This window comes from Brachybacterium sp. (assembly GCF_036379615.1).
Taxonomy (GTDB): Bacteria; Actinomycetota; Actinomycetes; order Actinomycetales; family Dermabacteraceae; genus Brachybacterium.
Genome location: NZ_DASVGJ010000036.1, coordinates 24552 through 51137 on the forward strand (window position 1 = coordinate 24552; position 26586 = coordinate 51137).

At 71.1% G+C, this 26586-nt stretch carries 25 protein-coding genes and 2 tRNA genes; 9 read left to right on the forward strand and 18 right to left on the reverse strand.

The features are described 5' to 3' along the window. Nucleotides 1-5: 5 nt before the first annotated feature. The 8 genes from nrfD to VF289_RS06660 form a co-directional block, all read right to left on the reverse strand. Nucleotides 6-1121, reverse strand: coding sequence for an NrfD/PsrC family molybdoenzyme membrane anchor subunit (nrfD, locus tag VF289_RS06625; RefSeq protein ID WP_330882337.1), 1116 nt, complete (start codon nucleotides 1119-1121; stop codon nucleotides 6-8). Then, nucleotides 1118-2119 (reverse strand): 4Fe-4S dicluster domain-containing protein, encoded by a 1002-nt coding sequence (locus tag VF289_RS06630; RefSeq protein WP_330882339.1) that lies wholly within the window; start codon nucleotides 2117-2119, stop codon nucleotides 1118-1120. Before VF289_RS06630 ends, nrfD begins: the two co-directional genes overlap by 4 nt. Then, nucleotides 2116-5412, reverse strand: a complete 3297-nt coding sequence (gene fdnG / locus VF289_RS06635) for a formate dehydrogenase-N subunit alpha (protein WP_330882341.1) — start codon at nucleotides 5410-5412, stop codon at nucleotides 2116-2118. Before fdnG ends, VF289_RS06630 begins: the two co-directional genes overlap by 4 nt. 131 nt (nucleotides 5413-5543) lie before the next feature. Next, nucleotides 5544-6206, reverse strand: coding sequence for a hypothetical protein (locus tag VF289_RS06640; protein ID WP_330882343.1), 663 nt, complete (start codon nucleotides 6204-6206; stop codon nucleotides 5544-5546). Nucleotides 6207-6415: 209 nt separating this feature from the next. Beyond that, the gene (locus VF289_RS06645; RefSeq protein WP_330882345.1) at nucleotides 6416-6811 is read right to left on the reverse strand and encodes a chorismate mutase; all 396 of its coding nucleotides are present in this window, start codon (nucleotides 6809-6811) and stop codon (nucleotides 6416-6418) included. Then, the gene (gene clpX, locus VF289_RS06650; protein WP_330882347.1) at nucleotides 6808-8148 is read right to left on the reverse strand and encodes an ATP-dependent Clp protease ATP-binding subunit ClpX; all 1341 of its coding nucleotides are present in this window, start codon (nucleotides 8146-8148) and stop codon (nucleotides 6808-6810) included. Before clpX ends, VF289_RS06645 begins: the two co-directional genes overlap by 4 nt. A 254-nt stretch (nucleotides 8149-8402) precedes the next feature. Further along, complete coding sequence (locus VF289_RS06655; protein ID WP_330882561.1) at nucleotides 8403-9065, reverse strand: ATP-dependent Clp protease proteolytic subunit; 663 nt, start codon at nucleotides 9063-9065, stop codon at nucleotides 8403-8405. A gap of 73 nt (nucleotides 9066-9138) precedes the next feature. Beyond that, entirely contained in the window at nucleotides 9139-9714 is a 576-nt protein-coding gene (locus VF289_RS06660; RefSeq protein WP_330882563.1) for an ATP-dependent Clp protease proteolytic subunit, read from the reverse strand. A 399-nt stretch (nucleotides 9715-10113) separates the two neighbouring features. Here VF289_RS06660 and VF289_RS06665 point away from each other — a divergent pair, with 399 nt between their 5' ends. Next, complete coding sequence (locus VF289_RS06665) at nucleotides 10114-10941, forward strand: C40 family peptidase (RefSeq protein WP_330882349.1); 828 nt, start codon at nucleotides 10114-10116, stop codon at nucleotides 10939-10941. A gap of 212 nt (nucleotides 10942-11153) precedes the next feature. Here the strand turns inward: VF289_RS06665 and VF289_RS06670 are convergent, their stop codons facing one another. From VF289_RS06670 to VF289_RS06680, 3 genes are all read right to left on the reverse strand, one after another. Beyond that, entirely contained in the window at nucleotides 11154-11735 is a 582-nt protein-coding gene (locus VF289_RS06670; RefSeq protein ID WP_330882350.1) for a dihydrofolate reductase family protein, read from the reverse strand. Between the two features lie 130 nt (nucleotides 11736-11865). Continuing rightward, the gene (gene tig / locus VF289_RS06675) at nucleotides 11866-13251 is read right to left on the reverse strand and encodes a trigger factor (RefSeq protein ID WP_330882352.1); all 1386 of its coding nucleotides are present in this window, start codon (nucleotides 13249-13251) and stop codon (nucleotides 11866-11868) included. 84 nt (nucleotides 13252-13335) lie between these two features. After that, nucleotides 13336-13409: transfer RNA gene (locus tag VF289_RS06680), tRNA-Pro, on the reverse strand. Nucleotides 13410-13546: 137 nt separating this feature from the next. Here VF289_RS06680 and VF289_RS06685 point away from each other — a divergent pair. Then, nucleotides 13547-13617, forward strand: a tRNA-Gly gene (locus tag VF289_RS06685). A 60-nt stretch (nucleotides 13618-13677) separates the two neighbouring features. On the opposite strand, the gene VF289_RS06690 is transcribed toward VF289_RS06685, so the two are convergent. Then, nucleotides 13678-14355 (reverse strand): class F sortase, encoded by a 678-nt coding sequence (locus VF289_RS06690; RefSeq protein ID WP_330882354.1) that lies wholly within the window; start codon nucleotides 14353-14355, stop codon nucleotides 13678-13680. Continuing rightward, on the reverse strand, nucleotides 14345-15055 hold the full coding sequence (locus tag VF289_RS06695) for a CHRD domain-containing protein (protein ID WP_330882356.1): 711 nt from the start codon (nucleotides 15053-15055) through the stop codon (nucleotides 14345-14347). Before VF289_RS06695 ends, VF289_RS06690 begins: the two co-directional genes overlap by 11 nt. Nucleotides 15056-15264: 209 nt before the next feature. On the opposite strand from VF289_RS06695, the gene VF289_RS06700 reads away from it, so the two are divergent. Together VF289_RS06700 and VF289_RS06705 are read left to right on the forward strand one after the other, a co-directional pair. Further along, nucleotides 15265-15816, forward strand: a complete 552-nt coding sequence (locus tag VF289_RS06700; protein ID WP_330882358.1) for an RNA polymerase sigma factor — start codon at nucleotides 15265-15267, stop codon at nucleotides 15814-15816. Then, nucleotides 15813-16550 carry a hypothetical protein gene (locus tag VF289_RS06705; RefSeq protein WP_330882360.1) on the forward strand — a complete coding sequence of 246 codons (738 nt, stop codon included), beginning with the start codon at nucleotides 15813-15815 and terminating at the stop codon, nucleotides 16548-16550. The genes VF289_RS06700 and VF289_RS06705 overlap by 4 nt, the downstream gene beginning before the upstream one ends. 69 nt (nucleotides 16551-16619) lie before the next feature. Here VF289_RS06705 and VF289_RS06710 read toward each other — a convergent pair whose 3' ends face one another. Continuing rightward, nucleotides 16620-17264 carry a response regulator transcription factor gene (locus VF289_RS06710; RefSeq protein ID WP_330882362.1) on the reverse strand — a complete coding sequence of 215 codons (645 nt, stop codon included), beginning with the start codon at nucleotides 17262-17264 and terminating at the stop codon, nucleotides 16620-16622. After that, entirely contained in the window at nucleotides 17261-18361 is a 1101-nt protein-coding gene (locus VF289_RS06715) for a sensor histidine kinase (RefSeq protein WP_330882364.1), read from the reverse strand. The genes VF289_RS06710 and VF289_RS06715 overlap by 4 nt, the downstream gene beginning before the upstream one ends. A gap of 120 nt (nucleotides 18362-18481) precedes the next feature. Here VF289_RS06715 and VF289_RS06720 point away from each other — a divergent pair, with 120 nt between their 5' ends. From VF289_RS06720 to VF289_RS06740, 5 genes are all read left to right on the forward strand, one after another. Then, a complete protein-coding gene (locus VF289_RS06720; protein WP_330882366.1) occupies nucleotides 18482-19228 on the forward strand; it encodes an ABC transporter ATP-binding protein in 747 nt (248 codons plus the stop codon). Further along, nucleotides 19225-20019, forward strand: coding sequence for an ABC transporter permease (locus tag VF289_RS06725; RefSeq protein ID WP_330882368.1), 795 nt, complete (start codon nucleotides 19225-19227; stop codon nucleotides 20017-20019). The genes VF289_RS06720 and VF289_RS06725 overlap by 4 nt, the downstream gene beginning before the upstream one ends. A gap of 96 nt (nucleotides 20020-20115) precedes the next feature. Then, nucleotides 20116-21699, forward strand: coding sequence for an Ada metal-binding domain-containing protein (locus tag VF289_RS06730; RefSeq protein WP_330882369.1), 1584 nt, complete (start codon nucleotides 20116-20118; stop codon nucleotides 21697-21699). Continuing rightward, nucleotides 21696-22220 (forward strand): methylated-DNA--[protein]-cysteine S-methyltransferase, encoded by a 525-nt coding sequence (locus VF289_RS06735; RefSeq protein ID WP_330882371.1) that lies wholly within the window; start codon nucleotides 21696-21698, stop codon nucleotides 22218-22220. Before VF289_RS06730 ends, VF289_RS06735 begins: the two co-directional genes overlap by 4 nt. Nucleotides 22221-22232: 12 nt before the next feature. Beyond that, the gene (locus VF289_RS06740) at nucleotides 22233-23456 is read left to right on the forward strand and encodes a PLP-dependent aminotransferase family protein (RefSeq protein ID WP_330882372.1); all 1224 of its coding nucleotides are present in this window, start codon (nucleotides 22233-22235) and stop codon (nucleotides 23454-23456) included. Here the strand turns inward: VF289_RS06740 and VF289_RS06745 are convergent. From VF289_RS06745 to VF289_RS06755, 3 genes are all read right to left on the reverse strand, one after another. Next, nucleotides 23431-24174 (reverse strand): class I SAM-dependent methyltransferase, encoded by a 744-nt coding sequence (locus tag VF289_RS06745; protein ID WP_330882374.1) that lies wholly within the window; start codon nucleotides 24172-24174, stop codon nucleotides 23431-23433. The two genes, VF289_RS06740 and VF289_RS06745, sit on opposite strands and share 26 nt — an antisense overlap. 91 nt (nucleotides 24175-24265) lie before the next feature. Then, nucleotides 24266-25825 carry a hypothetical protein gene (locus tag VF289_RS06750; protein ID WP_330882376.1) on the reverse strand — a complete coding sequence of 520 codons (1560 nt, stop codon included), beginning with the start codon at nucleotides 25823-25825 and terminating at the stop codon, nucleotides 24266-24268. Continuing rightward, on the reverse strand, nucleotides 25822-26490 hold the full coding sequence (locus VF289_RS06755) for an ABC transporter ATP-binding protein (protein WP_330882378.1): 669 nt from the start codon (nucleotides 26488-26490) through the stop codon (nucleotides 25822-25824). Before VF289_RS06755 ends, VF289_RS06750 begins: the two co-directional genes overlap by 4 nt. Nucleotides 26491-26586 lie beyond the last annotated feature (96 nt).

The following is a 26586-nucleotide window of genomic DNA, read 5'->3' on the forward strand; positions in this document are numbered from 1 at the left end:
GGGGCTCAGCCGGCGGTGGTGATCGAGTCGTCGGTGGTGCCGGCGGCGCGACGGGCGGCGAGGCGTTCCTTCTGCGGGGTGACGACGCGGCGCGGGTCCTTCACGGACTCGAGTCCCGCGTACAGCACCCCGAAGCGGGTCAGCGCCGAGGAGGCGAGCAGGGCCGCACCGCTCGCCGCAGCGACATAGCGGTTGCGACCCCCGAGCAGGGTGCCGATGCCGCCGGCGATCGCGAGGCGCTCGGACCACTTCAGCAGCGTTCCGGCTCGCCCTGTCTCGAGCGGCTCGGCCTCGAGCGGATGCATCGACCGCTTCATGAGGTGCATCGAGAGCACGTCCCCCGCCACCCCTGCCGTGGCGAGCACCCGGGCGGGCCCGGCCTCCTCGACGGGGGTGGTCACCATCGCGGCACCGCCGGCGGCGAGGCTCGCGGAGGAGGCGAAGAGGAAGGAGAGGTGCTCGCGACCCGCCTCCCAGGTGGGGACGATGGTGTTGCCGAGCAGAGCTCCGGTGTAGGAGGCCAGCAGCGGGGCGAGCACGGCCTGACCGGCCGCGGTGGGGGTCTCGAGCGCGCCGAGCAGGGAGCGCAGCGGACCGAGCGGGAGCCTCTGCCCCGTCAGCCGGTCCACCTCAAGGGCGGCGAGCACCCCGGAGAGGCTCCCGAACCCGGCGAGGATCCAGGTGCCCAGGCTCATCGGCGAGCTCACCTTGACGGTGCGCATCATGTTCAGGAACCGCTCGGGCCTGCCGAGGTCCTCGATCAGGGCGACGGTGCCCACGCCGACCGCGCCGAGGGCGATCAGGCGGGTGCTGCGGCGCAGCAGGGGACGGCCGGTGCAGTGCGCTCCGAAGGCGAGCAGTCCGCAGCCGCCGGCGATCCCGCCGAGGAACAGGTACACCGCGATCGGCTCCTTCCACGGCGGAGCCTTGACGATGGGACGGCCGTAATAGGAGTCGAACTCGTCGGCGCGCTCGACCTCGACGTCCTCGACGACGGCACCCTCGCGGGAGCCGTCCCCCATCCCCACCTCGGTGAGAGCACGGCGGCGGCGACCCCTCCCGCGGCGACGACGGCGGGCCCCTTCGGGCGGGCGATCGGCGTCGAACTCGGTGAGGCTCATCGACGCCCTCCCAGGAAGGACAGCGCGGCGACGGCGACCATGCCCGCAGCGGCGAGGCCCACTCGGGCGTAGGTGGCGGGCAGGGACTTCGTGGGGACCTGCGGATCCGGCGGGAGCCCGTAGACCTCGGGCTCGTCCAGCAGCAGGAACACCGAGCCGGTGCCGCCCACGCCGTCCTTCGGGTTCGCCCCGTACAGCCGGGCCTCGGTCATGCCGCGCTCGTGGAGGTCGGTGACGCGCTGCTGCGCCTCCGTGGTCAGGTCGGGGTGATCGCCGAACTTGATGGACTGCGTGGGGCAGGTCGCGGAGCAGGCGGGCTCCTGGCCGTCGACCAGCTTGTCGTAGCAGAGGGTGCACTTGCTGGCGGTGCCCATCCGGTCCACCGGGTCCTCGCGGTGGGCGAAGGGGGAGATGGTGCCGTCGTCGCGGCGTTCGATGACGCCGAAGGGACAGGCGCTCACGCAGGTGCCGCAGCCGTTGCAGACGTCCTGCTGGACCACCACGGAGCCGAACTCCGAGCGGAAGATCGCACCGGTCGGACAGACGTCCAGGCAGCCGGCGTTGGTGCAGTGCTTGCACACGTCGGAGGACATCAGCCAGCGGAACTCGGGGGTGTCCGGCGGGGTGCGGTCGGTGTCCGAGAGGTCCCCGGCCGGCGTCGCGCCGCGGCGGCCCGAGGACTTCGGTCCGATGCCGGGCATCCCGAGGCTGACGAGCGTGCGCCCAGACTCCCGGGCCTGCTCGATCCGCTCCTGACCCTGCTCGACGAAGGCGACATGCCGCCAGGTGTTCGCGCTGAGCTCTCCGGTGTTGTCGTAGCTCGAGCCGAGGATCTCCAGATTCCCGTCGATGGGGTTGTGGTTCCACTCCTTGCAGGCCACCTCACAGGCCTTGCAGCCGATGCATATCGAGGTGTCGGTGAAGAAGCCCTTCCGCTCGTGGGTGTGGTCCCAGCCCGAGCTGGCAGCAGGTCCGTCCGGTCCGGCGAGCAGGCTCATCGGTGCTTCATCTCCTTCATCGACGGTTCTCCGCTGGGCACTGCCCCGGCCTCCTCCGGCCCCCGCACCGCATGCGCCACCGCGTCATCGGCGGGACCGGCACCCGGCGCGCCCTCGGCACCGTCGACCGCCGGGTGCTCGGCCAGGACCAGCCCGGCACGGCGGCGGTAGGCCTCGACCAACTCCCCGCGCTCCGCTCCCCGTGGCCGGCGCCCCGGGATCAGGGTGCACGAGTTGTTCTTGCTGTTCTGGATCTGGGTGTTGGCGTCGAGATTCATCCCGATGAGGTCGTTGGCACCGTCACCGGTGATGATCGCCTCGGTGCCCTGGCCCCAGTGGAAGGGCAGTCCGATCTGGTGGACCGTCCGCTCCCCCACCTGCAGCGGGACCATCCGTTCGGTGACCAGCACCTTCGCCTCGATCGCGCTGCGGGCCGAGATGATGGTGGCCCAGCCGTAGGGCTCCAGGCCCACCTCCTCGGCGAGCTCCGGGGAGACCTCGCAGTACATCTCCGGCTGGAGCTCGGCGAGATACGGCAGGAAGCGGCTCATGCCGCCCGCGGTGTGGTGCTCGGTGATCCGGTAGGTGGTGAACACATAGGGATACACCTCGCCGCCCGGACCCATCGCCCCGGGAGAGCTGAGATTGTCCTCGTCCCGGAAGGTGACCCGGGTGGGGTTGGACTGCTGCGGGTACAGCGGGTTACGGATGTTCGACTCCGGGGACTCGTAGTGGGTCGGCAGCGGACCGTCGACCATCCCGGTGGGCGCGAACAGCCAGCCGCGGCCGTCGGCCTGCATGGTGAACGCATCGGTGCCGGAGAGCGCCGCCGCCCCGCCCTGATGGGGATCACCGGGATCATCCGGTCGCTTGGTCAGGGGGAAGTCGGGGATGTCGTCCCCGGTCCACTGACCGGCCTCCTCGTCCCACCACACCAGCTTCTTCCGCTCGCTCCATGGCCGGCCCTGAGGGTCGGCGGAGGCCCGGTTGTAGAGGATGCGACGGTTCGCCGGCCAGGCCCATCCCCAGTCGGCGGCGATCTCATCCTGCTCCGTGCCGGGGGTGCGACGGCGGGCCCGGTTGATGCCGTCGGCGTAGACCCCGGCGTAGATCCAGCAGCCTCCGATCGTGGTGCCGTCGGCCCTCATCTCTGCGAAGGAGCTCAGCGGCTGGCCGGCCTTCTCCCCGACGAGGTGGCGGCCGTTGATCTCGGCGAGCACCGCCTCGGCGTCGGGCTCCCCGTGCCCATTGACGGGATAGTCCCAGGTGAGCTCCAGGATCGCGCGGTCGCGGGGATCGGTGGAGTCCTTGAGCTTCTCACGGATCCGCACCCCGAGGTCATACATGAACTCGAGGTCGCTCTTCGCGTCTCCGGGCGGCTCGACGGCCTGGTCACGCCATTGCACCATGCGCTGGGTCTGCGTGAAGGAGCCCGCCTTCTCGGTGTGGTTCGCCGCCGGCAGGAAGAACAACTCGGTGGCGATCTGCTCCGGGGAGAGCTCGCCGGATTCGATCTCCGGGCCGTCCCGCCACCAGGTGGCGGATTCGATCATGTAGAAGTCCCGCACCACCATCCACTGCAGGTGCGACATGCCCAGGCGCTGGAGCCGTCCGTTGGCGGAGCCGACGGCCGGGTTCTGTCCGAACAGGAAGTACCCGTCGACCCCGTCCTCGAGCATCCGCATCGTGGTCTGGTAGGTGCCGTGGGCGCCGGTCAGCTTGGGCAGATGGTGATATCCCCAGTCGTTCTCCGCCGTCGCGTGATCTCCCCACCAGGCCTTCAGCAGATTGATCGTGTAGACGTCCGCGTTCGCCCAGAAGCCCTTCTGCTCCTTCTTGCCGATGGTGCGGACGAACTCGGCGAAGTCGTCCTGGCCCACCTTCGGCATGGGCAGGTAGCCGGGCAGGATGTGGTAGAGCGTGGGGATGTCGGTGGAGCCCTGGATCGTGGCATGGCCGCGCAGCGCCATGATCCCGCCACCCGGGCGGCCCATGTTGCCCATCAGCAGCTGCAGGATGCCGGAGGTGCGGATCATCTGCGCCCCTCCCTGATGCTGCGTCCAGCCCAGCGCGTAGGCGAACATCGTGGTCCGCTCCCGCCCGGAGTTCTCGGCGATCGAGGTCGCCAGATGCTCGAAGTCCTCCGGGGAGATGCCGCAGGTGTCCTGGACCATCTGCGGGGTGTAGCGGGCGTAATGGCGCCGGAGGATCTGGAGCACGCTGCGCGGATGCTGCAGGGTCTCGTCCCTCTCCGGCAGACCCCGGGCGATGCTGTCCTCGTCGCCGGCGTAGGCCCAGGCGGAGTTGTCGTAGGTGGACGTCTCGGGGTCATAGCCGGAGAACAGGCCGTCGAGGTCCTCGGGGTCGCCGTACTCCTCCGAGATGAGCGTCGAGGCGTTGGTGTACGCCTGGACGTACTCCTTGAAATACAGCTCGTTCTCCAGCACGTGCCGGATCACGCCGCCGAGCAGGACGATGTCGGTCCCGGAGCGGATCGGTATGTGCCGATCAGCGTTCGCGGAGGTGCGGGTGAAGCGAGGATCCACGTGGATGACCCGCGCGCCGCGCTTCTTCGCCTCGATCACCCATTGGAAGGCGACCGGATGCGCCTCGGCCATGTTGGAGCCCTCGATGACGATGAGGTCCGCATTGGCGAAGTCCTGCACAGGCTGCGTGGCACCGCCACGACCGAACGAGGCTCCCAGACCGGGAACCGTGGCGGAGTGTCATATGCGGGCCTGGTTCTCCATCTGGATCGCGCCCGCGGCCGTGAAGAACTTCTTGATCAGATAGTTCTCCTCGTTGTCGATGGTCGCACCGCCGAGGCTGGCGATGCCCATCGTGCGCTTCAGAGGCCGGCCGTGCTCGTCCTGGTCCTCCCAGTGCTTGCGACGGGCGGCGATGAAGCGATCGGCGATCATGTCCATCGCCGTGTCGAGCTCGAGGTCCTCCCACTCGGTGCCGTACGGCCTGCGGTAGCGGACCGTGGTCTGACGGAGGTAGGAGTTCGCGAGCTGCTCGCTGGCCGCACCCTTGGGACACAGGCGGCCGCGGGAGACCGGGGAGTCCGGATTCCCCTCGATGTGGACGACCCGACCGTCCTGGTGATGGACCCGCTGACTGCAGCCGACCGCGCAGTAGGGGCAGACGCTGTCCACGACGCCGTCGGCCGAGGCGGTGCGCGAGGCGGTGCTGCGGGTCGCCGCGGACGTCACTGCGCTGCCGCGCCCCGTGGGATCCGCCCCACGGAGCTGCCGGAGGACCGGCCAGTCGAGGAACGTGAGGCGTGCCATGGCTGAATGCTATCAGCGAGCACGCCGGGAGGTCGGCCCGTCAGCAGACCCCGCCCCTGGCCCGCCGGGAGTCTCTGTCGCCGACGGATCGGGAGCCCCGGCCGCCGACAGCTCGGCGTCGGCTGCCGGGCTCAGATCCGGTAGACGTCCGGACGCGGCAGCGGCTGCGGCAGCGGCCAGCTGTCGGGGATCGGCAGCGGTTGCGGGAGCGGCTGGGGCAACGGCCAGTCGCGCGGCAGCGGCTGCGGCATCGGGATCGGTGCGGGGCCCGGCACCGGCAGCGGGGTCGGCAGCGGTATCGGCGCCGGGAGCGGCTCCAGCACCGGCGGGAAGGGCATCACCTCCGGTGTCGTGAAGCAGCGGATCAGCCGCGCCTCCGGGAACCCGAGGATCGGAAGCGTCTCACCGCGCGGCATGATGTTGCAGTCCGGGAGCGGGATCGTGGGCGTCCTGGGTGCCAGGACCGGGCCGCCGAGCTCCGGGCGTGCGAGGACGTCGGGCAGGGGCAGGATCGGTCCGATCGGTCCCCAGATCTCCGACGGGTCCGGAAGGCCGGGCAGTGTCGGGATCCCGGGGATGCCCGGGAAGCCGGGTCCCCGCACGCCGCCGCCGTCGCCGCCGGAGACCTCGTCCTGCTCCTCGGCGTGGCGGGTCAGCTCGTCACCGTCGGCGCGCAGCTGCTCGATCACCTGCTCGAGACGCGAGCGCACCTCCCCGCCCCAGCGCTCGCGGAACGCCTCGGCATCCGGCCCCACCCACTCGACCGCGTCGATCACTGCTCCGCACGCGGCCATCAGGGACTCCACCGTCCCTGCCGCACCGGTGCTGCCCCCCCCCTGCTGCCTCACAGCCCCGCTATCGGCTCCCCAGAACCCGCTCATTCCGCTCTCCTCCTCCAGGATGACTTGACTGAGAAGGAATCTACGGAGAATGCCGTGGATCGTCGATGGGGAGGACTCACCATGCCCTCCTCCGCGCGATGACGGCCACCCGGGCAGTGCCGTCAGCTCTGGCCGGAGCCCTCGTCACGGATCTGCTCGTGGTGGCGGATCACCTCGGTGACGATGAACCTCAGGAACGCCTCGGCGAAGGTGGGATCCAGGCCCGCCTGGTCCGCCAGCTCCCGCAGGTGCGCGATCTGCTCCTGCTCCCGCGCCGGATCTGCCGGAGGCAGCCCGTGCTCAGCCTTGAGCATCCCGACCCGCTGGGTATGCGAGAACCGCTCTGCGAGCAGGTGGACGAGGGCTGCGTCGATGTTGTCGATGCTGCGCCGTTCGCTCACCAGCAGCTGCCGGGCCCGTTCCGCGGCGGGGGCGTCCCCCGCGGCGAGAGCGGAGGAGTCGGGACCTTCCGCAGGGAACGCGGCGCCTGCCGGGCCCGCGTGATCGGTCGCCGTCATGCGGAGCGCTCCTGCTGGTCCTGCCCGGTCTCGGTCTCGGCGTCCTTGCCGGTGAGCATCAGCGGGGCCCGCCCCTCGACGACCACGCCCTCGGTGATCACGACCTTGACCACGTCATCGCGCGAGGGGATGTCGAACATCACCGGCTGCAGGGATTCCTCGAGGATCGCTCGCAGACCGCGAGCACCGGTGCCGCGCTCGATCGCCTTGTCCGCGACGGCCTCCAGGGCGCTTCGCTCGAAGTCGAGCTCGACGCCGTCCAGGGCGAACATCTTCTGGAACTGCTTGACCAGGGCGTTCCGGGGCTCGGTGAGGATGGTGATCAGTGCGTCGCGATCCAGGTTCGCCACACTGGTGATCACCGGCAGGCGCCCGATGAACTCGGGGATCAGGCCGAACTTCAGCAGGTCCTCCGGCTGCAGCTTGCCGTAGAGCTGCTCCTGCTCGAGCGGGGAGTGCAGCTCCGAGCCGAAGCCGATCCCCCGCTTGCCGATGCGATGACCGATGATCTCCTCGATCCCTGCGAAGGCACCGGCCACGATGAACAGCACGTTCGTGGTGTCGATCTGGATGAACTCCTGGTGGGGGTGCTTGCGACCGCCCTGCGGCGGCACCGCGGCGACGGTGCCCTCGAGGATCTTCAGCAGCGCCTGCTGCACGCCCTCCCCGGAGACGTCCCGGGTGATCGACGGGTTCTCGGCCTTGCGGCCGATCTTGTCGACCTCATCGATGTAGATGATGCCCCGCTCGGCCTTCTTGACGTCGTAGTCCGCGGCCTGCAACAGCTTGAGCAGGATGTTCTCGACATCCTCACCCACATAGCCCGCCTCCGTGAGCGCGGTCGCGTCCGCCATCGCGAAGGGGACGTCGAGCATGCGGGCGAGGGTCTGGGCGAGGTAGGTCTTCCCGCAACCGGTGGGGCCCACCAGCATCACGTTGGACTTGGCGACCTCGATGTCGTCACGCTCGGGGTTCGCCTCCTCGGCGAGGCTCGCGGCGGCGCTCCTGGCCGGCGAGGCGGCCTGCTCGGCATCCTGCGCGCGCACACGCTTGTAGTGGTTGTACACCGCGACCGAGAGCGCGCGCTTGGCGGGCTCCTGCCCGACGACGTACTCCTCGAGGAAGTCGAAGATCTCGCGCGGGGCCGGCAGCGGGGCCTGCTCCTGCGCGCTGGGCTGCGCCGCCTGGATCTCCTCGGCGATGATCTCGTTGCACAGTTCGATGCACTCTTCGCAGATGTACACCCCGGGTCCGGAGATCAGCCGCTCGACCTGCTTCTGCGACTTCCCGCAGAAGGAGCATTTGAACACGTCGGCCCCATCGCTCGTACGCGCCATGTCCGTGTCCTCTCGTCAGGCGATCAGCAGTGCGCTCCGCAGAGTCCGCGGAGGTACTCCCGCGGTCGGCGAACCCCCACCACGGTACCGCGAACCGTGGGACGAACCCGGGAGGCGGCCACCCCTCGAGCGGCGCGTCCCTCACGGTGACCTCGACCCCCGGGCGCTCTCGGGCAGCCGGGGGTCGAGGGGTCGTCGGCAGGTCGTGCGATGCCGCCGCGGAGAGGGCGTGAGCCGTCAGCGGCGGCGGTGGATCACTTCGCGATCTGTGCGCTCGGAGACTTGCGGGACTCCAGCACCTGATCGATCAGGCCGTACTCGAGGGCGGACTGCGCGGTGAGGATCTTGTCCCGCTCGATGTCCTTGCTGATCTGCTCCTTGGTGCGGCCGGAGTGGCCGGCCAGGGTGTCCTCGAGCCAGCCGCGCATGCGCATGATCTCGTTCGCCTGGATCTCCAGGTCGGAGGCCTGACCGCCGCCGCCCTCCCCGCCCATCGCGGGCTGGTGGATGAGGATCCGGGCGTTGGGCAGCGCGAGACGCTTCCCGGGGGCGCCGGCGGCGAGCAGCACCGCGGCGGCGGAGGCCGCCTGGCCGAGGCACACGGTGGTGACCTCGGGCTTGATGTACTGCATCGTGTCGTAGATGGCGGTCAGCGCCGTGAACGAGCCGCCGGGACTGTTGATGTACAGCGTGATGTCACGGTCCGGGTCCTGGGACTCCAGGACCAGCAGCTGGGCCATGACGTCATCCGCGGAGGCATCGTCGACCTGGACGCCCAGGAAGATGATGCGGTCCTCGAACAGCTTGGTGTACGGGTCCTGGCGCTTCATGCCGTAGGCGGTGCGCTCCTCGTACTGGGGCAGCACGTAGCGCGAGGTCGGCATGGCCGCCGCGCGGCCGGCCTGGGCGATCGGCATGGCGCCGAAGGGACGGGGATCGAAGGTCACGGGGTCTCCTTGCGTGAAGGGTTCGCTGGATGTCGCGGGAGGGTCACTCGGCGGTGCCGCCACCACCGGTGACGTCGCCGGAGCCGCTGATGATCTTGTCGATGAAGCCGTACTCGAGGGCCTCCTCGGCGGTGAACCAGTTGTCACGGTCGGAGTCGAGGGTGATCTGCTCGATGCTCTTGCCGGTCTGCTCGGCGATCAGCTCGGCGAGCGTGCGCTTCATGGAGAGGATCAGCTCGGCCTGGATCTTGATGTCCGTGGCCGTGCCGCCCAGCCCGCCGAGGGGCTGGTGCATGAGCACGCGGGTGTGGGGCGTCGCGTAGCGCTTGCCCTTGGTGCCCGAGGAGAGCAGGAACTGGCCCATCGAAGCGGCCATGCCCATGCCGATCGTCACCACGTCCGGCTTGATGAACTGCATGGTGTCGTAGATGGCCATACCTGCGGTGATCGAACCGCCGGGGCTGTTGATGTAGAGGTAGATGTCCTTGTCGGGATCCTCTGCCGCCAGCAGCAGCAGCTTCGAGCAGATCGCGTTCGCGTTCTCATCGCGCACCTCGGAGCCGAGCCACACGATCCGTTCGCGGAGCAGGCGCTGGTAGACGTTGTCGTCCAGGCCCATCGGGGTGTCGCCCGCCGCGTTGCGGGGCGGGGAGGGCTGAGTGCTCTGTGAGGACACGGGTGCTCCTTCATGCCGGGAATCGTCGATGGGTCGACTCTAGGCGCTGGGCGGGCTCCCGATGGCCCCTGTTCGCCGCAGGCGCACTGGCTCGAGGCACGACCGGAACCCGACGGATGTGCACCGTCCCCCGCTGCTTCGTCAAGTCCGGGCGAGATCGGGTCACGAGTCCGCACAGGTGCGTAAAGACCGTCCCAAGACACCTGCCGGGCTCTCCCAAGCCTGCTGACTCCGCGTCCCGACGGCTCTTATGTTGTCCAGGTCGCCTCGACTTCGGTCGTCACCACAGCCTGCATCACTCCCCGGCACCCGGCCGGGCCCGGAAGGAACGAACCGCACATCATGGCTCAGAACAACACGCATCGCATCCCCGGCCGAGCCCAGCTCCCGACCCACCACGCACAGCGCGCGGCTCGCGGTCTCGGTGGAGCAGCGGTCCTCGGAGGCGTCGTCCTCGGCACCGCCTTCACCGGCGGCGCCGCGCAGGCCGCCCCGGCAGCCCCGGCCGCTCCGGCCGTGAGCGCCCCCTCCGCGCAGACCGCCCCCGCCGCACCGTCCATCACCGCGCCGTCGGCCGTCCTCGATTCCACGCAGAAGCTCCGCTGGGGCTCGCGCGGCGGTGCCGTGCAGGATCTGCAGTCCGCGCTGAACGATCACGGTGCGGGTCTCTCGGTCGACGGCGTCTTCGGCAAGCGCACCCACGCCGCGGTCAAGAACTACCAGTCCTCCAGCGGCCTCCAGGTCGACGGCGTGGTGGGCCCCAAGACCCGCGCCTCCCTCAACGGCGGCGGCGTCTCCACCGGCGGCACCGCCGCTCCGGCCTCCTCCTCGAGCTCGAGCGGCAGCGCGATCGTCGACGCCGCCCGCTCCGCCATCGGCACCCCCTACAGCTGGGGCGGCTCGTCCCTCGGCGGCATGGACTGCTCCGGCCTGGTCAACTACGCCTACCAGGCCGCCGGCATCAGCGTGCCGCGCACCTCCAGCCAGATCGCCAACGGCGGTCGCTGGATCTCGCAGTCCCAGGCCCAGCCCGGCGACATCGTCGCCTGGTCCGGCCACGTGGCGATCTACGCCGGCAACGGCCAGATCATCGACGCCTCCGGCTCCAAGCAGCGCGTCGTCGAGCGCTCCATCTGGGGCAACCCGATCGGCTTCGTGACCTACCGCTGATCCGCGCTCGCAGAACAGCCTGCGGCCCGGCTCCCCTCGGGGAGCCGGGCCGTTCGCATGCACGGGCACGTCGCCGAGGAGACGGTGCCGAGGAGACGGTGGTGGCCGTGGCGGCGGTGCTCGGTGGCGACGGGCGGCAGCGGTCGGCGGCTGCAACTCCCACCCGAGGGTCCCGAGCAGGAGCGGGGCCCGCCCTCCCGCCGGGAGCGTGCTCAGCGCGGCCGGTAGATCCGGCCGAAGGCCGCCTCGGCGCCCACGATGGGGCCCACCAGCTCCCACTCGACCAGCCGCCCGCCCGGGACCTCGAACACCCTCACACCGTCCCCGAGCATGACGGGCGCCGAGAAGTACTGCAGCTCGTCGACGAGATCGTGCTCGAGGGCCTGCCGGGCGATATCAGCGCTGATGATCTGCACGTCCTTGCCCGCGGCGAGCTCCTTCGCCCTCCGTACCGCCTCCACCACGTCCAGGTCCCACGCGGTGACCGACGGATCATCGGCGAGCTCCTCGGGCCGGTGGGTCAGGATGATCTCGGTGCCCGACCAGGCGCCTCCGTAGGCCTCGGCGGTCAGCTCGCCCCGTTCCTCCGCCTGCTCCCGCGCGGCGTCGTAGCCGCGGCGCCCGGAGAGGATCACGCCGACCCGCGCCGCGAGCCCGGCGGTCACCGAGCGGTCCATCGGCGGGCACGCCTCGAGCCAGGCCATGTCATGGCCGGGGCCCGCGAGGAACCCGTCCAGGGAGGCGGTGAACCCCCAGGTGACCTTGCTGGTGGCAGGAGTGGTCGGGAATACCATCAGGGACCTCCGTGAGCGGGCGCACGACGATCGCGGCCCGGACTCCGAAGTCTTCCACCGACGGCGACGGGCCGCCATCCCGGAGGGGATGACGGCCCGTCATCGAGCGCCCCTGGAGAGGGGCGGAGGGTCACTCGGAGTCGGTCGACTCCGCGGCCGCATCGTCGGCCTTCTTCGCCGGAGCCTTCTTGGCAGGAGCCTTCTCCTCGGCAGCCGCCTCGGCGTCGCCGGACTCGTCGGACTCCTCGCTCGACAGGCCGAGGTCCAGGACGTCACCGGCGGCGTTCTTCACGATCACGTCCGCGAGCACCACGTCGAGCGCCTTGGAGCGCTGCACCTCGGAGAAGATCTGCTCGAGCTGACCGGACTGGGCGAGCATCTGCAGGAGCTGGTTGGGCTCGATGCCGTACTGCGCCGAGAGCTGCGTCATGTAGTTCATGAGGTCGCCCTGATCGACGTTCACCTCGCGGGTGCCGTTGATCTCGTCGAGCAGGAACTGGGCACGGACCGCCTTCTCGGTGTCCTCGCGGATCTCCTCGCCGTGCGGGTCTCCGGCCTCCTTGCCCTCGTTCTCGAGGTGGGAGAGGATCTCGTCCTCGACCAGCTGCTCGGGAACCGGGATCTCGAGCTCCTCGAGGAGCTTCTCGAGCAGAGCATTGCGGGCCAGGGCCACGCGGTTGCCCTCGGCGTCGGCGGCGGCCTGCGTCTTCAGGTCCTCCTTGAGCTCGTCGATGGTGTCGAACTCGGAGGCCATCTCGGCGAACTCGTCATCGGCCTCGGGCAGCTCGCGCACCTTGACGGACTGCGCGGTGACCTTGACCTGCGCCTCCTCGCCGGCACGGTCGCCGCCGGCGAGCGTGGAGACGAAGGTGGTGGTCTCCTCGGCGGAGAGCCCGATGAGCGCCTCGTCGAGGCCCTCGAGCATGTTGCCCTCACCGATCTGGTAGGAGACGCCCTCGACGGACTCGATCTCCTCGTCCTCGATGGTCGCGACCATGTCGAGGGAGACGAAGTCGCCGTCGGCGGCGGGACGGTCCACGCCCACGAGGGTGCCGAAGCGCTCACGCAGCTCGTCCAGGCGCACCTGGACGGCGTCGGCGTCGACCTCGGGCTCCTCGATCTCGACCTCGTAGGTCGAGAAGTCGGGCAGCGCGATCTCGGGGCGCACATCCTGCTCCACGGTGAACAGGAGGTTGCCCTCCTCGGAGCCGTCCAGGCCCGGGACCTCGTTGACCTCGACCTCGGGGCGGCCGACGGGCTTGATCTCCGCCTCGGCCGCGGCCTTCTGGTAGAAGTCGGGAAGGGCGTCGTTGACGGCCTCCTGCATGATCGCGGGGCGACCGAAGCGCTGCTCGACGAGCTTGGAGGGGACCTTGCCCTTGCGGAAGCCCGGGATCTGCACCTGATCGGCGATCTTCGTGGTGGCGGCCTCGACGGCCGGCTTGAGGTCGTCGAAAGGCACCTCGACGGTGAGCTTCACCCGGGTGGGGCTGAGCTTCTCGGACTCGGTCTTCACTGGTCAGGTCTCCCTGTGGATGGACATCGGATGGACGTATCTCGTCGCGCCCCGGTACTCGCACGGCGGCGACCCGGCGCGGAGTCGGGGTGACAGGATTTGAACCTGCGACTTCCCGCTCCCAAAGCGGGTGCTCTACCAAGCTGAGCTACACCCCGGAGGGCAACCCAGGGAATATTACCCGCTTCCCCGGTGCGATGCCCCGGTGGATCGGGGCCCTGTGAGCAGATGCATGTCGCCTCCGCCACTGCGGATGTGCTCTCGAGGCGCTGATCTGGTTCAATGGTGCGGCAACGCGGGCGTAGCTCAATGGTAGAGCCTCAGTCTTCCAAACTGATTACGCGGGTTCGATTCCCGTCGCCCGCTCCGAATGTTCGGGCCCCGGCCTCACGCCGGGGCCCGAACGTCTCTCGGAGGCAACGCCTCTCAGCGGCGATTCGGGACCAGCGCCGTCGCGAAGACCACGAGGTTGTCGCGATACGACTGCTCTTCCTCCACCCAGGGCCCCTTGCACGTGATGAGTCGAAGAGTGTCCTGCGACCCGCCACCGAAGACGTCTCTCGTGGGGAAGTCGTCCTTGTCATGGCTCTCGACGCGGTCCACCAGGTACGAGACCAGACCGCCGTCCACGCTCCGCACCTCTGCCCGGTCGCCGGGCACCAGTTCGGAGAGCCTCCAGAACACCGCGGGGCCCTCGTGGGAGTCCACGTGCCCGGCGATCACCGTGGGGCCCGCAGCGCCCGGCAGCGCTCCCCCGGAGAACCAGCCGAGCCGATCGGCGTCCTGGGGCACCTCCAGGGACCCGTCCTCGAGCAGGCCCAGTACGATCAGCTCCTCGTCCAGATCGATGGACGGGACAGAGACCGACGCGGGGGCCCGCTGGGAGGTCGTCGAGGAGTCATCCTCCGCTGACGGCCCCCCGTCCGCCTGCTCAGGTGCGTCCCGGTCCGGAGTCGGCGGATCAGCGGACCCGCCCCCGCCGGTGGGCGTGCCGTCCGGGCCCGAGGGACCGGACGGCACGGTGCACGCGGCGAGCGCCAGGGCCGATAGCCCGGCCGTCAGCACCCACCGACGTGGAGGAAGGTCTACTGCCTCACCGCGCATCGGTGCGGCGACGAGCGATCAGGACCGTCCCGATTGTTGCCGCACCGACCGCCCCTGCGGCCACCGCCCATGCGGAACCGGCACCCTCGTCGGCGGCGCCACCCTGGCCGGTGTCGATCCCGCCGACCGGCACCTGAGTCAGCTGGCCGCGAACGGCTCCGGCCGGGTACTCGGCGGTGTGCGTGTCCGCCGTGAAGGCCGCAGGATCTGCCTCGATCTCCTTCAGGGAGAATCCTTCACCGGTGTCCACTCCGTCCTCACCCTCGAGGCCGGTGGTGAAGGGGCCCTGCATGCACCCGGAGCTGGCCAGCTCACCCTCACCCTCGGGATTGGGGAACGCCAGTCGCGGCGGCCCCGCCTCGCCGGCCGCCGCGGCATGGATGTGCGTGGCGGTCCGGGCCGGGCTCTCGTACGGCGGCGTCACACCGTCCAGGGTGATCTCGTAGCAGATGATCTCCTCGTCCGAGTTGATCCAGAACATGAACTCCCCGCTCGCGCCCGGCTCGCCGTCCACGGGGTTGCCGTCGGAGTCGATGACCTCGTCAGGACTCGCGTGTGCTGTGAAGGCGCTGGTGAAGGTGTCGGGCCGCTGAACCTCGTCGTCGGCCAGCGCGGGAGCGGTTCCGGCGACCGTTATGAGTCCCGTCAGTCCGGCGGTGGCCGTCAGTGCGGCGATACGTGTCCTCGTCGTCGTGCGCATGGTCTGCCTTCCGGTCTAGCGGTACCGCGAATCGGGGCCGCTGTGCCCGGATATACTCCGGCGGGAGTGATCCCGTTCACCTGAATCTCGACTTCGTCTGAGTTTCTCCAGAGCCTCTGCGACATCCCGGGAGAACCTAGCTCCGGTTGAACGCTTGGTGCGCCGGTGCCGTACTCCTGGGACAGGTGCCTGTTCGAACGGAGAAGACCGTGCTGGCGACGACGAACGCGGAAAGGGTGGTCGCGCTGCCCCCGGAGTCCCCTGAAGGTTTCGACGTCCACCGGGCGTACGGCGAGCACGGAGGTGCTCTCTACGGCTTCGCCTTCAACTCCACTCGGGACGGCGATATCGCTGAGGACTGCGTGCAGGAGACGTTCGTCCGGGCATGGCGGGCTCGGGAGAAGTACAGCGCCGATCGCGGCTCGCAGCGCACGTGGTTGTTCGCGATCGCCCGCAATGTCGTCGTGGACGCCCTTCGGGCGCGCGCCCGCCGACCATCCCCGGTTCCCGACGAGCACCTCGAGGGCGATGCCGAGCCGAGGACTGAGGCGAGCGCGGTGGTGGACCGGATTGTGATCCACTGTGCGCTGGCGACCTTGAGCGCGGAGCATCGGGAGGTCATCGTCGCCGTGCAGCTGGACGGACTGACCTATCAGCAGCTGTCGGAACGGACCGGGGTGCCGGCTGCGACCCTGCGCACGAGGATGTTCTACGGGATGAAGGCCTTGCGCGACGAACTGACCGAGGAGGACCACCGATGACGGACTCCACATCGCGCCGCGAGGAGCTGATCGCCGCCGCCCTGGCCGGCGAGCTCGACGAGCAGGAGCGGCAAGAGTTCGATCGGGCCTGCGCCGCGGACCCTTCGATGCTCCGAGATCTGGACGAGATGCGGGAGACCGTCGCGCTGCTCGAGCGAGCAGGGATCCGCTGGGAGGAGACCGTGCTCCCGTCCAAGCTGGAGCAGCGGGTCCTGGCTTCCACGACAGGTCAGCCGCGCAGCGCAGCGCCGACGCCGCTCGCGAACGACGCGCCGACCTCCCGCCCGCGCGCCGGGTGGGCGGGACGGCGCGCGACGCCCGCTCTGCTCGGGCTGGCCGCCGCCGGTCTCATCGCCATGGGCGCTCTCGGCGGCGTCCTCGTCGATCATCGGCTCCAGGCGCCGCCGGCCGGACCCCCGGGTGCTCTGGGTGCTGTGGAGGAGGTCGCGGTCGGGGACCTGCCTCCCGGCGCGTCGATCGATGTCGCCCTGGTCGCGCACACCTGGGGCACCGAGACCGTGCTGGAGATCGACGGTCTCGAGGTCGGGGAGACCTATGAGGTCGTCCTGGTGCGCGAGGACGGTCAGGAGATGCCCTCGGGCACCTTCCTCGGTGCGGAGGTCACGATCGAGTGCCGCCTGAATGCGGCGGTGATGCGCGAGGACGTCTCTGAGGTGAGGATCCACGACGCCGCCGGGAAGGTCGTGGTGGCGTCGGAGGTCCCGACGATCTGACCACGGACGTCCTGGGAGGAGATGATCTCCTCCGCCCGGGCCTCCGTATCGACTGCTCCGAGAACCCCCTCACCCCAGTACGCCCTCGCGCAGGGCTCGCAGCACGGCGCTGGTGCGGTCGCGGGCCCCCAGCTTCTGCAGGATGGTCGAGATGTGGTTCTTGACGGTGCCCTCGGCGAGGTGGAGCAGGCCCGCGATCTCCCGGTTGCTGTACCCCTCGGCGAGCAGGCGCAGCACATCGATCTCCCGCTCGGTCAGCGACTGGACCGGAACGGCCTGGCCCTCTGCCGGCACCGGCCCCGAGCGGATCGCGCGCAGCAGCCCATCGGTGATGGACGGGGAGATCAGGGTGCCTCCCCTCTCGAGGGTGCGCACGGCGTGGGCGAGCTGCTCGACGGTGACATCCTTGAGCAGGTAGCCCCGGGCTCCGGCGCGCAGGGCTCGCAGCACCAGCTCGTCGTCATCGAAGGTCGTGAGCACGAGGACCGGCACCTGGGAATCCTGCTCCCGCAGCTGCTCGAGCGCCCCGATCCCGTCGGTGCGCGGCATGCGCAGGTCCATGAGCACCACGTCCGCCGGGTGCTCGGCGATCGCCGTCAGCGCGGCCCTGCCGTCCTCGGCCTCGGCGACCACGTCGATCCCCGCCACCTGGAGCAGCGTGCGGATCCCCTCGCGCACCAGCGCCTGGTCGTCGACCACGATCACCCGTGTCATGACGTCGCCACCCGTCCGGTGACCGTGAAGCCGTGGTCGCCCTCGACGGTCAGCTCCCCGCCGAGCTCCTCGAACCGCTCACGCAGTCCGCGCAGGCCGTTGCCGAGCCGCGGTGCCCGGGCTCCGACGCCGTCGTCCCGCGCGCGCAGCGTCGCCTGCCCGTGATCGCAGGAGAGGTCGATCTGCAGCCGGGAGGCGTCGGCGTGGCGGATCGTGTTGGTCACCGCCTCCTGAGCGAGGCGGAGGAACGCGATCTGCTGCTCCTCCCCCAGGTCCAGGTCCGGGTCCACGTCGATGTCGACCTCGAGTCCGGGCAGCCCCTCGACCATGCTGCGCATCTGCTGCAACAGATCCACGGGCTGCCTCCGCATCTCCCCCACGGTCGAGCGGACGTCCCGCAGCAGCGCCCTCGCCACCTCGTCGGCCCGGTCCACGTGCTCGCGCACGTGCTCGGGGCCCACGTGTCTGGCAGCCTCGAGGTTCAGGGTCAGCACCGTGAGCTGGTGCCCGATCAGGTCATGCAGCTCGCGGGAGATCCGCAGCCGTTCCGCGGTGCGCGTGGTCTCCGCGAGCAGGATTCCGGCGGCCCTGAGCTCCACGTGCGCCTGGGCCAGTTCGGTGCGCATCCTCTGCTCCCGCAGCAGGGTGGCGGTGCTGAACACGGTTGCCAGCTGGATCAGCAGGTAGAAGCCGCTCAGCATCAGCATCTCCACCGCCGGCGACCCCGCCTGCACCGTGGTCAGCAGCACCACCCCGGTGTTCAGCAGCACGATCACCATGCTTCCCGCCAGGGGCACCACGTAGGTGCTCATCGCCGCCGTCACCACGACCAGGACGACCAGCAGGCCCATCCCCGGCACGGTGAGCACCAGGGCCCAGGAGGTGAGCACCGCGATCGTGAGGGAGGAATGCGGCACGGGCGGTGACGAGGACGCCCCCGAGACGAGCACGGAGACGATGTAGAGCACCAGCAGCGCGATCCACAGCACGCGCGGGATCAGGGGGTCGATAAGACCCAGCAGCGCCGGCGATGCGACGGCCACCGCGATGACCAGCATCGCGATCCCCGCCCAGCTCTCGGTGCCCAGTCTCCGCATTGCACCACCCTAGATCCCGGCCGGTCCGGCCACCCGTGCCGATCGTCATGGTGCGCCGGTGCGGGAGCGATGACGGCGGGCACGCGTGCGAGGGAGCTCCCTCTCCGTAGCGTCGGTGCCATGTCTCCGCTGAGCACGAAGAACCCCGCCGTCCAGGTCCAGCACCTCACCAAACGCTACGGTCGCCGCGTCGTCGTCGACGACATCAGTCTGCACATCGCCCAGGGCGAGACCGTCGGGATCCTCGGCATCAACGGGGCCGGGAAGACCACGACCGTCGAGGTGATCGCCGGTCTGCGCCGGCACGACGAGGGGAGCGTCTCGGTGCTGGGGCTGGACCCGCACCGTGACCGGGGTGCGCTGCGCCAGGTGCTGGGGGTCCAGCTGCAGGACGCCGAGCTGCACAGTGCGCTGACCGTGCTCGAGCTGCTCGAGCTCTACCGGAGCTTCTACCCGGACCCGCGTCCGGTGGCGGAGCTGCTGGACCTGGTCGCCCTCGAGGAGCAGCGCAACGTGCGCTTCGAGAAGCTCTCCGGCGGCCAGCAGCAGCGGCTCTCGGTCGCTCTCGCCCTCGCCGGCAGGCCCCGCGTGGTGATCCTCGACGAGCTGACCACTGGGCTGGACCCTGCGGCCCGGCGGCGCATGTGGCGCACGATCGAGCAGCTGCAGGCCGACGGGGTCACGATCCTGCTGATCAGTCATGCCATGGAGGAGGTCGAGCGGCTGTGCGACCGGATCGTGCTGCTGCAGGCGGGTCGCGTGCTCGCCACCGGCACTCCGGCTGAGCTCGTCGCGGAGGCCGGCACCTCCACCCTGGACGAGGCCTTCGTCCAGTTCACCGGACATGAGATGGAGACCGCCGAATGAGCACCGTCGCACCTGCCTCCCCTGTTCCTGCACCTGTGCACGCCCGGCATCCGGGACTGCGTTCCCTCGGGACCATGGTGGTCTCCGAGGCGAAGATGGTCCGGCGTGATCTCGCCGGGATGATCACGCCGCTCGGACTGCCTCTGCTGATACTGCTCACCAGTGCGGGAAGCACAGCCGACGTCGAGGTCGGCGAGGGCTTCACGGCCCTGGACATCGGAGTCCTGCCGATCATGCTGATGATGGTGCTGACGATGATCGGGGTGCTGAACATGCCCAGCTTCCTGGCCTACTACCGCCGTTCCGGCGTCCTGAAGAGGCTCTCCGCCACCCCCGCGAGCCCGCTGATGGTGCTGGCCGCCCAGGTGATCGTGTCCGTGCTCCAGTCCGTGCTCGGGATCGGGCTGGCGCTGGGGTTCACGGCCGCGGTGTTCGGGCTGAACCCGCCCGCTCATCTCGGCACGGCCCTGGGAGTGCTGGGGCTCTCCGCCGCGGCGATGTACGCGCTGGGGATGGTGGTCGCCGCGATCTCGCCGACGCCGAACTCGGCCGTGGCGATCGGGCTGGTCGGCTTCCTCGGCCTGGGCGCGCTGGGCGGGATGTTCGGAGGTCGCGACGCCCTGCCCGAGACCGTGGCCCGGATCGGGGACCACCTGCCCTTCGGCGCCGGAGTGCAGGCGCTCCAGCAGGCCTGGCTCGGGCTCCCGCTCGAGGCGGCACCGCTGCTCTCCCTGGTCGCCGCCGTGGTGGTCGGAGTGGTGGTCTCCGCCCTCTTCTTCCGCTGGGAGTGAGCACAGGAGCTGTCCTCACAGTCCGGCGGCCGGGCTGAGGACCGCACTGTCCGGATCCCGCTGGCGCCGCAGGCAGCCGAGGGGTTCACTGGGGGCATGGAGATCCTCACCGACGATCAGCGCTATGCCGCGATCACCGCGCGCGATGCGCGCTTCGACGGCGTGTTCTTCACCTGTGTGCGCTCCACCGGCATCTTCTGCCGCCCCTCCTGCCCCTCGCGCACGCCGCGTCGGGACCGGGTGGAGTTCACCGCGAGCGCCGCCGCCGCGGTCGAGGCCGGCTACCGGGCCTGCAAGCGCTGCGGTCCGCTCGCGCCGCCCGGCGCCGAGGCCGACGACCCTGCCGGCACTCTCGCAGATCGGGCTCTGGGGCTGATCCGGGCCGGTGCCTTGGATGCCGGGCCCGACGGGAGCCGGCCCGTCAGCGGCCTCGCCGCCCGCCTGCACGTCACCGAGCGCACCCTGCACCGCGCCCTGGTGGAGCGCACCGGGTCCGGGGCGGTCGCGCACGCCCGGATGGCGCGCGCCCGTCGGGCCCACGAGCTGCTGGGCTCGACCACCTGGCCGATGGCGGACATCGCTGCTGCAGCCGGCTTCGGCAGCGAGCGACAGCTGCACGAGACCGTGAGCCGGATCTATGGCCGACCCCCGTCGGCGATCCGTGACCGCGCACGACCCCGCGGCGGACCCGCGGTCACGACCGACGCTGCGCGACCAGCCGACGCGGCGAGCACAGGCCGGGCCATGGCTCGCGACGCGGCCGTCGAGGCCGCTGGCGCCGCGGAGGTCCACGCGGACCTCGCCGTGCGCCGTCCCTTCGACGGCGCAGGCCTGGCCCGATGGTTCGCCGCCCGGGCGCTGCCCGGGGTCGAGCACGTCGAGGGGCTGACGTGGACCCGGGCCGTGGGGCTCCCCCACGGACCCGCGGTGCTGCAGGTGGACCTGGGGGCCGCCGAGGGGCCCCTGCCGCTGACCGCTCGCCTGGCCGATCTGCGGGACTACGCGGCCGCCGTCGCCCTCTCCCGGCAGCTGCTGGATCTCGACGCCGATCCCCACGGCATCGACGACGGGCTCCGCACGGCGATGCCGGTCCTGGGCCCGCTGCTGGCGGCCCGTCCCGGGGTGCGGATCCCCGGCACCCCGAGCCTCGCCGAGGCGCTGCTGTGGGCGATCGTCGGCCAGCAGATCACGACCGACCGCGCCCGCGCCCTGATCGAGGCTGCGACCGATCTCGCCGGTGTCGCTCTGCCCGCTTCGCTGCGCACCGCGCAGGTCCATCGGCTCGCGGTCTCGCCGCACGAGGCCGGAGCCCGGGCCGAGGAGTGGTTCCGTGGTCCCGGTGCCCGGCGGCGCACCCTGACCGAGGCGCTCACCGCGACCCCCTCGCCCGAACTGCCCGTGCCCGCACTGCGCGAGGCGCTGCTGGCGATCCGCGGGGTCGGGCCCTGGACCGCCGACTACGCCCTGCTGCGCGGGGCCCGGGCGATCGACGTCGCGCCCCCGCGGGACGTCGCGCTGCTGGCCGTGGCCCGTGCGCTCGGGCTCGCCGAGAACTTCACCGACCTGGACCGCACGCTCGGGGCGGCCTCCCCCTGGCGCAGCTACGCGGTGATGCATCTGTGGCACCACCGGGACACCCTGCCGGACCATCAGCGCACCCTGAGGAAGGACCTTCCATGACCTCCACCGCTCCCACGACCTCCGAGGACCGCCCCCGCCTCCACCGGCACCTCGAGACTCCGCTGGGCGACTATGTGCTGGCCGCGACCCCGGATGGCCTGGTCGGCGTCTGGCGCGAGCACCAGAAGCACTACCCCGCCCCGGAGCGGCTCGGTGCAACGGCCTGCGGCCCCCACGCCCTCCTCGACGAGGCCCAGGCCCAGCTGCTCGAGTATCTGCGCGGGGACCGGGAGGACTTCGACCTGCCGCTGGCTCCCGAGGGCACCGACTTCCAGCGCGCCGTCTGGGACCACCTGCGCACGATCCCCCGCGGGGCCACCACCACCTACGGGCAGATCGCCCGCACCCTGGCACGGCCCCGCGCCGCACAGGCCGTCGGCGCCGCCGTCGGCTCCAATCCCCTGTCGATCGTGGTGCCCTGCCACCGGGTGCTGGGAAGCACCGGATCGATGACGGGCTATGCGGGCGGGATCGAGACGAAACAGGCACTGCTGCTCCTCGAGGGCGCCCTGCTCACGTGACACCATGGACGGATGACGCCGTCCCCTTTGCAGGTCCCTGCGCAGCATCCCTTCCGCTTCCCCGTCGCCGCCCGGTACGCGGGGATGGAGTCCTCCCCGCTGAAGGACATCTTCGCGCTCGCTGCGCTCGAGGGGGTCGTCTCCTTCGCCGGCGGGATCCCGGATCCGGAGCTGTTCGCCCTCGAGGACGTCACCGCCTGCTACGACTGGGTGCTCAGCCACCAGGGCCACCGTGCGCTGCAGTACGGGGTCAGCGAGGGCGAGGTCGAGCTGCGCGAGCAGGCGGCTCGCCGTCTCTCCCGGGACCTGCCCACCGATGCCTCGCAGATCCGGGTCACCTCCGGGTCCCAGGAGGGGCTGTTCGTGGTGGCCCAGGCGCTGCTCGAGCCCGGCGACGTGGTGCTGGTGGAGTCGCCCACCTATCTCGCGGCGGTGCAGGCCTTCTCCGTCCACGGCGCCCGCATGATCGGGGTGGACACCGATGACGACGGGGTGATCCCCGAGGCCCTCGAGGAGGCGATCCGCACCCACCATCCGCGGATGGTCTACCTGATCCCCACCTTCCAGAACCCCACCGGGCGCACCATGCCGATCGCACGCCGGCAGGCGGTGGCCGAGGTGCTGCAGCGCACCGAGGTGCCGCTGGTCGAGGACGACCCCTACGGGGCGCTGAGCTTCTCCGGCAGCACCTGGGCACCGATCGCGGCGCTGCCGGGCATGGGCGAGCGCACGATCCTGCTGAACTCGATGAGCAAGCTGATGAGCCCGGGCGTGCGGATCGGCTGGATGCGGGCGGAGGGCCCGATCCTGGACACCCTGGCGGTGGCCAAGGCCGCGATCTCCATGCAGTCCTCGGTGGTGGACCAGCTGACGGTCGCCCGCTATCTCGAGACCACGGATCTGGATGCGCATGTCGCCCGGGTGAGCGCGGTGTACCGCGATCGCCGCGACGCGATGGCGGCGGCGATCGCCCCGGTGCTGCCCGACGGCGCGCATGTCACCCACCCCGAAGGCGGGATGTTCCTGTGGGCCGCGCTCGGCGAGGGCTACGACGCCCAGCTCATGCTCCCCGAGGCGGTCGCGGCCGGTGTCGCCTACCTGCCAGGGTGGTCCTTCTTCGCCGACCACGCAGACCGCTCCACCATGCGCCTGAGCTTCGTCACCCATTCCCCGGCCGTGATCGAGGAGGCCATCGGGCACCTGGGCGAGGTCATCGCCCAGCACGCCGAGGGCTGAGCGCCGCCTCTCCCGGCTTCCGCCAGCGCAGGGTCGCCCGGAACCCCTCCCGCCGGCGGATCACCGCGCCGGGCAGCAGCACGCCCGCCTGCTCCCGCAGGGTGCCGAGGGACCAGGCCGCCTTCCGCACCGGGACGGTCGGGCCGGGCTCCGCGGAGCGCGCCGGCCGTGGATGCTTCGCCAGGCCGATCAGCGGGTTCGTGACGACACCCGCGAGATCCCAGACCTGATCGCACGTGGTGACGGGCCTGGTGAGCGTGACCACGAGCAGCCGCCCGCCAGGACGCAGCAGTGCCCGCGCGTGACCCAGCGCGGCATCGAGCTCCATGTGATGCAGGGAGGCCACCATGGTCACGGCGTCGTAGTGCTCCGCATGCTCCGGCAGGGCGGCGTGCTCGGCGAGGGTGCGCCGCCGGATCCTCACCGGGGAGGGCGGCGCGAAGCGGGTGGCGGAGGCGAAGGCCATCTCCGGATCGGGATCGATCCCCTCGACCTGTCCGCCCGGGCCGAGCGCGCCGGCGAGCGCCGCCACCAGATCGCCCCGCCCGCAGCCGACGTCGAGAACCCGGGCGGTGCCCGTGGGCAGGTGGCGCAGGATCCAGGGGTGGAAGTGCGCGTTGTGGTTCCACGGGTGTCGGGCGTTGACGGCGGCCAGGATGCGGCCCGCCCGACGGACCAGCGGGTTGTCGGTGGTGCGCACGTTCCAGGCATCGTTCATCGGCTGCTCCGCCCCGATCTCGTACGCGTGCTCGTCCCTGTCCTCGTGACTGTCGTCATCGCCGTCCTCGCACCTGTCCTCATCGCCGTCCTCATCTCGTCAGCTCCCGCAGCCGGACTCGCGCCATCAGCGCCATCACCGCGGTGAGCACCACGGCTCCGCCGAGCAGCCACGCGGGTCCCAGCAGGCCGAGACCGGCGAGCACCGCACCGCAGACGAGGGCGAGCAGGATCGCGTCGGACTGCCAGGCCAGCATCGGAAGGATCGAGAGGTCGCCCTGGGCGGTGGGCATCGGGGTGACCAGGGCCAGCGGGAGCGGCCCCTTCGCCGCATCCCGGACTCGCCCGATGATCATCACCGGCGCCAGGGCGACCGGCAGCAGCACCGCCTCCCACAGCCCCGTCCCCGACAGCCCCGGCCCGCCGTCGACGGCGAACCCGGCCGCGACGACGCCGGTGAGAGTGCCTCCGAGGGCGGCGAGCAGGCTCAGCAGGAGCAGCGGCGCGATCGCGTGCAGCACCACCTGGGTCGCGGCCGACTGCCCGAACAGGGCCGGGGCGCCGAGGGTGTGGACCCCGTGCCGTATCCCGTCGACCAGGGTGCCGCCGGCGCCCCACAGCGCCGCGGCGCCCAGCAGCACGGCTCCCCACGACAGGGGACCGGTGAGAAGGGTGGAACCGGCCAGCACTGCGGCCGCCAGCAGGCTCGTGACCACACCGACGACGAACCGTTCCGGGCTGCGCAGCCAGGAGACCGCATCGCGCCTGGCGTACAGCAGCACCAGCGGCCGCGGACCGATCGCGCGCAGGCGGCGGCCGGCCGAGGGCGGGGTGCGGAACATCCCCGAGGCCCCGGCGAGGTCCCCGGTGGTGGCGAGCGTGCCCGCGGAATCCCACCGCGCGGCCTGCTCCCGCAGCACGCTTCCTCGCACACGGTCGAGCAGGAGGATGCCCACCCCGCTCACCAGGAGACCGGCGAGCAGCAGCCCTGGCGCCCAGAGCCCGACCCCCGGCGCAGTGCCCATCCCTTCGGACGCCATCGGGTAGGCGCGCCCGGGCCCCGGCATCCCCGGCAGGAAGGAGCCGAGCACCGAGGCGGCCGCCAGGCCGCCCGCCAGCAGGCGACGGGCTCCGCCTCGCAGCAGCTCACCGCTCAGCCAGGCCCCACCGAGCAGCAGACCGGTGCCCGCCGCCGCGATCACGAAGTGCACCGCCCCGCTCGTCGCGGCGTGCGCGGCGCTGACGAGGGTGACGGCGACCAGCGCTGCCGCTGTGAGCGCCGCGAGCACGGGCACCAGCAGCGCGCGAGCCAGGGGACGCCACAGTGCCGTGCGCCGGCGGATCCCGCTCGCGGCGAGGGTGGCGGTGAAGAACGGTGGGAGCAGCGCCGGGCCCCGCACCGCGCCGAGCAGCACCAGCGCAGCGGCCGCGGCGAAGGCGAGGGAGGTGGTGGCCTGCGGCGCGAGGGGGTGGGCCAGCGCCGGGATCACATCGGGACGCGCCAGCAGCGAGCCGGCCATCTGCAGGCCCGGAGCCGCGATCACCAGGGCGCTCAGCGCCACGACGTACAGCAGGTAGAGCACGTCGGCGCGGGTGCGGGCCTGGGAGCGCTGCGCCCACACCTCGCGGACCGCGGTGAGCTCTCCGCTCACGGCGCGTCCTCGAGGTGGAGCCGGGAGTCGGCGAGCGCCTCGAGCAGTCGGGGGCTGTGAGTGGCCACCACCACGGCGGTCCCGGCCTCGGCCCGGGCACGGAGGGCGAGGATCACCAGCTCGAGACGGTCGGCGTCCAGTCGCTGCTCGGGCTCGTCGAGCAGCAGCACCCGGGCGGGACGGGCGAAGGTCAGGGCGAGGGAGACCAGCTGGGTCTGGCCGCTGGAGAGCTCGTGCGGGAAGCGGCGGCCCAGCTCGGTGATCCCCAGCTCCTCGAGCAGCTCCGCAGCGCGCTCGGCGCCGTCGGCCGCCGGGATCCCCCAGGTGGCAGCGATGAACTGCAGGTGCTCGGAGACGGTGAGGTCCCTCGCCGTCTGCGGCGGCCCGATGAGAGCTCCGAGCGCGCAGCGGAAGGCGCGGTCTCGATCGTCCGGGACCCGGCCCTCGATCCGCACCGTGCCCGCCGTGGGATCGATGAGCCCGGCGAGCACCCGCAGCAGGGTGGTCTTCCCGGAGCCGTTGGCACCGGTCAGCGCCAGAACCTCCCCTGCTCGGACGCCGCCGGTCGCCTCGAGCAGCAGCACGTTGTCGTCGACCACGACGCCGACGTCCTCGAAGCGGACGAGCTGGGTCTCGGCATCGGTCGTCGCAGCGGCAGAGGTCATGCCCTCATACAACCGCATCGTCGGGCGGGAAGCTCTCCGACTTCCGTCGACGTCGACGTCTCGGCGGGAGCCGTCGCCCGCGTCCACCGGGGATCG

Bases quoted from the DNA above. Each gene is read 5' to 3' on its own strand.
- nrfD (WP_330882337.1), bottom strand. From the start codon at position 1,121: ATGAGCCTCACCGAGTTCGACGCCGATCGCCCGCCCGAAGGGGCCCGC.
- VF289_RS06630 (WP_330882339.1), bottom strand. From the start codon at position 2,119: ATGAGCCTGCTCGCCGGACCGGACGGACCTGCTGCCAGCTCGGGCTGG.
- VF289_RS06640 (WP_330882343.1), bottom strand. From the start codon at position 6,206: ATGGCCGCGTGCGGAGCAGTGATCGACGCGGTCGAGTGGGTGGGGCCG.
- VF289_RS06645 (WP_330882345.1), bottom strand. From the start codon at position 6,811: ATGACGGCGACCGATCACGCGGGCCCGGCAGGCGCCGCGTTCCCTGCG.
- clpX (WP_330882347.1), bottom strand. From the start codon at position 8,148: ATGGCGCGTACGAGCGATGGGGCCGACGTGTTCAAATGCTCCTTCTGC.
- VF289_RS06655 (WP_330882561.1), bottom strand. From the start codon at position 9,065: ATGCCGATCGCCCAGGCCGGCCGCGCGGCGGCCATGCCGACCTCGCGC.
- VF289_RS06660 (WP_330882563.1), bottom strand. From the start codon at position 9,714: ATGGGCCTGGACGACAACGTCTACCAGCGCCTGCTCCGCGAACGGATC.
- VF289_RS06665 (WP_330882349.1), top strand. From the start codon at position 10,114: ATGGCTCAGAACAACACGCATCGCATCCCCGGCCGAGCCCAGCTCCCG.
- VF289_RS06670 (WP_330882350.1), bottom strand. From the start codon at position 11,735: ATGGTATTCCCGACCACTCCTGCCACCAGCAAGGTCACCTGGGGGTTC.
- VF289_RS06690 (WP_330882354.1), bottom strand. From the start codon at position 14,355: ATGCGCGGTGAGGCAGTAGACCTTCCTCCACGTCGGTGGGTGCTGACG.
- VF289_RS06695 (WP_330882356.1), bottom strand. From the start codon at position 15,055: ATGCGCACGACGACGAGGACACGTATCGCCGCACTGACGGCCACCGCC.
- VF289_RS06705 (WP_330882360.1), top strand. From the start codon at position 15,813: ATGACGGACTCCACATCGCGCCGCGAGGAGCTGATCGCCGCCGCCCTG.
- VF289_RS06710 (WP_330882362.1), bottom strand. From the start codon at position 17,264: ATGACACGGGTGATCGTGGTCGACGACCAGGCGCTGGTGCGCGAGGGG.
- VF289_RS06715 (WP_330882364.1), bottom strand. From the start codon at position 18,361: ATGCGGAGACTGGGCACCGAGAGCTGGGCGGGGATCGCGATGCTGGTC.
- VF289_RS06720 (WP_330882366.1), top strand. From the start codon at position 18,482: ATGTCTCCGCTGAGCACGAAGAACCCCGCCGTCCAGGTCCAGCACCTC.
- VF289_RS06725 (WP_330882368.1), top strand. From the start codon at position 19,225: ATGAGCACCGTCGCACCTGCCTCCCCTGTTCCTGCACCTGTGCACGCC.
- VF289_RS06730 (WP_330882369.1), top strand. From the start codon at position 20,116: ATGGAGATCCTCACCGACGATCAGCGCTATGCCGCGATCACCGCGCGC.
- VF289_RS06735 (WP_330882371.1), top strand. From the start codon at position 21,696: ATGACCTCCACCGCTCCCACGACCTCCGAGGACCGCCCCCGCCTCCAC.
- VF289_RS06740 (WP_330882372.1), top strand. From the start codon at position 22,233: ATGACGCCGTCCCCTTTGCAGGTCCCTGCGCAGCATCCCTTCCGCTTC.
- VF289_RS06745 (WP_330882374.1), bottom strand. From the start codon at position 24,174: ATGAACGATGCCTGGAACGTGCGCACCACCGACAACCCGCTGGTCCGT.
- VF289_RS06755 (WP_330882378.1), bottom strand. From the start codon at position 26,490: ATGACCTCTGCCGCTGCGACGACCGATGCCGAGACCCAGCTCGTCCGC.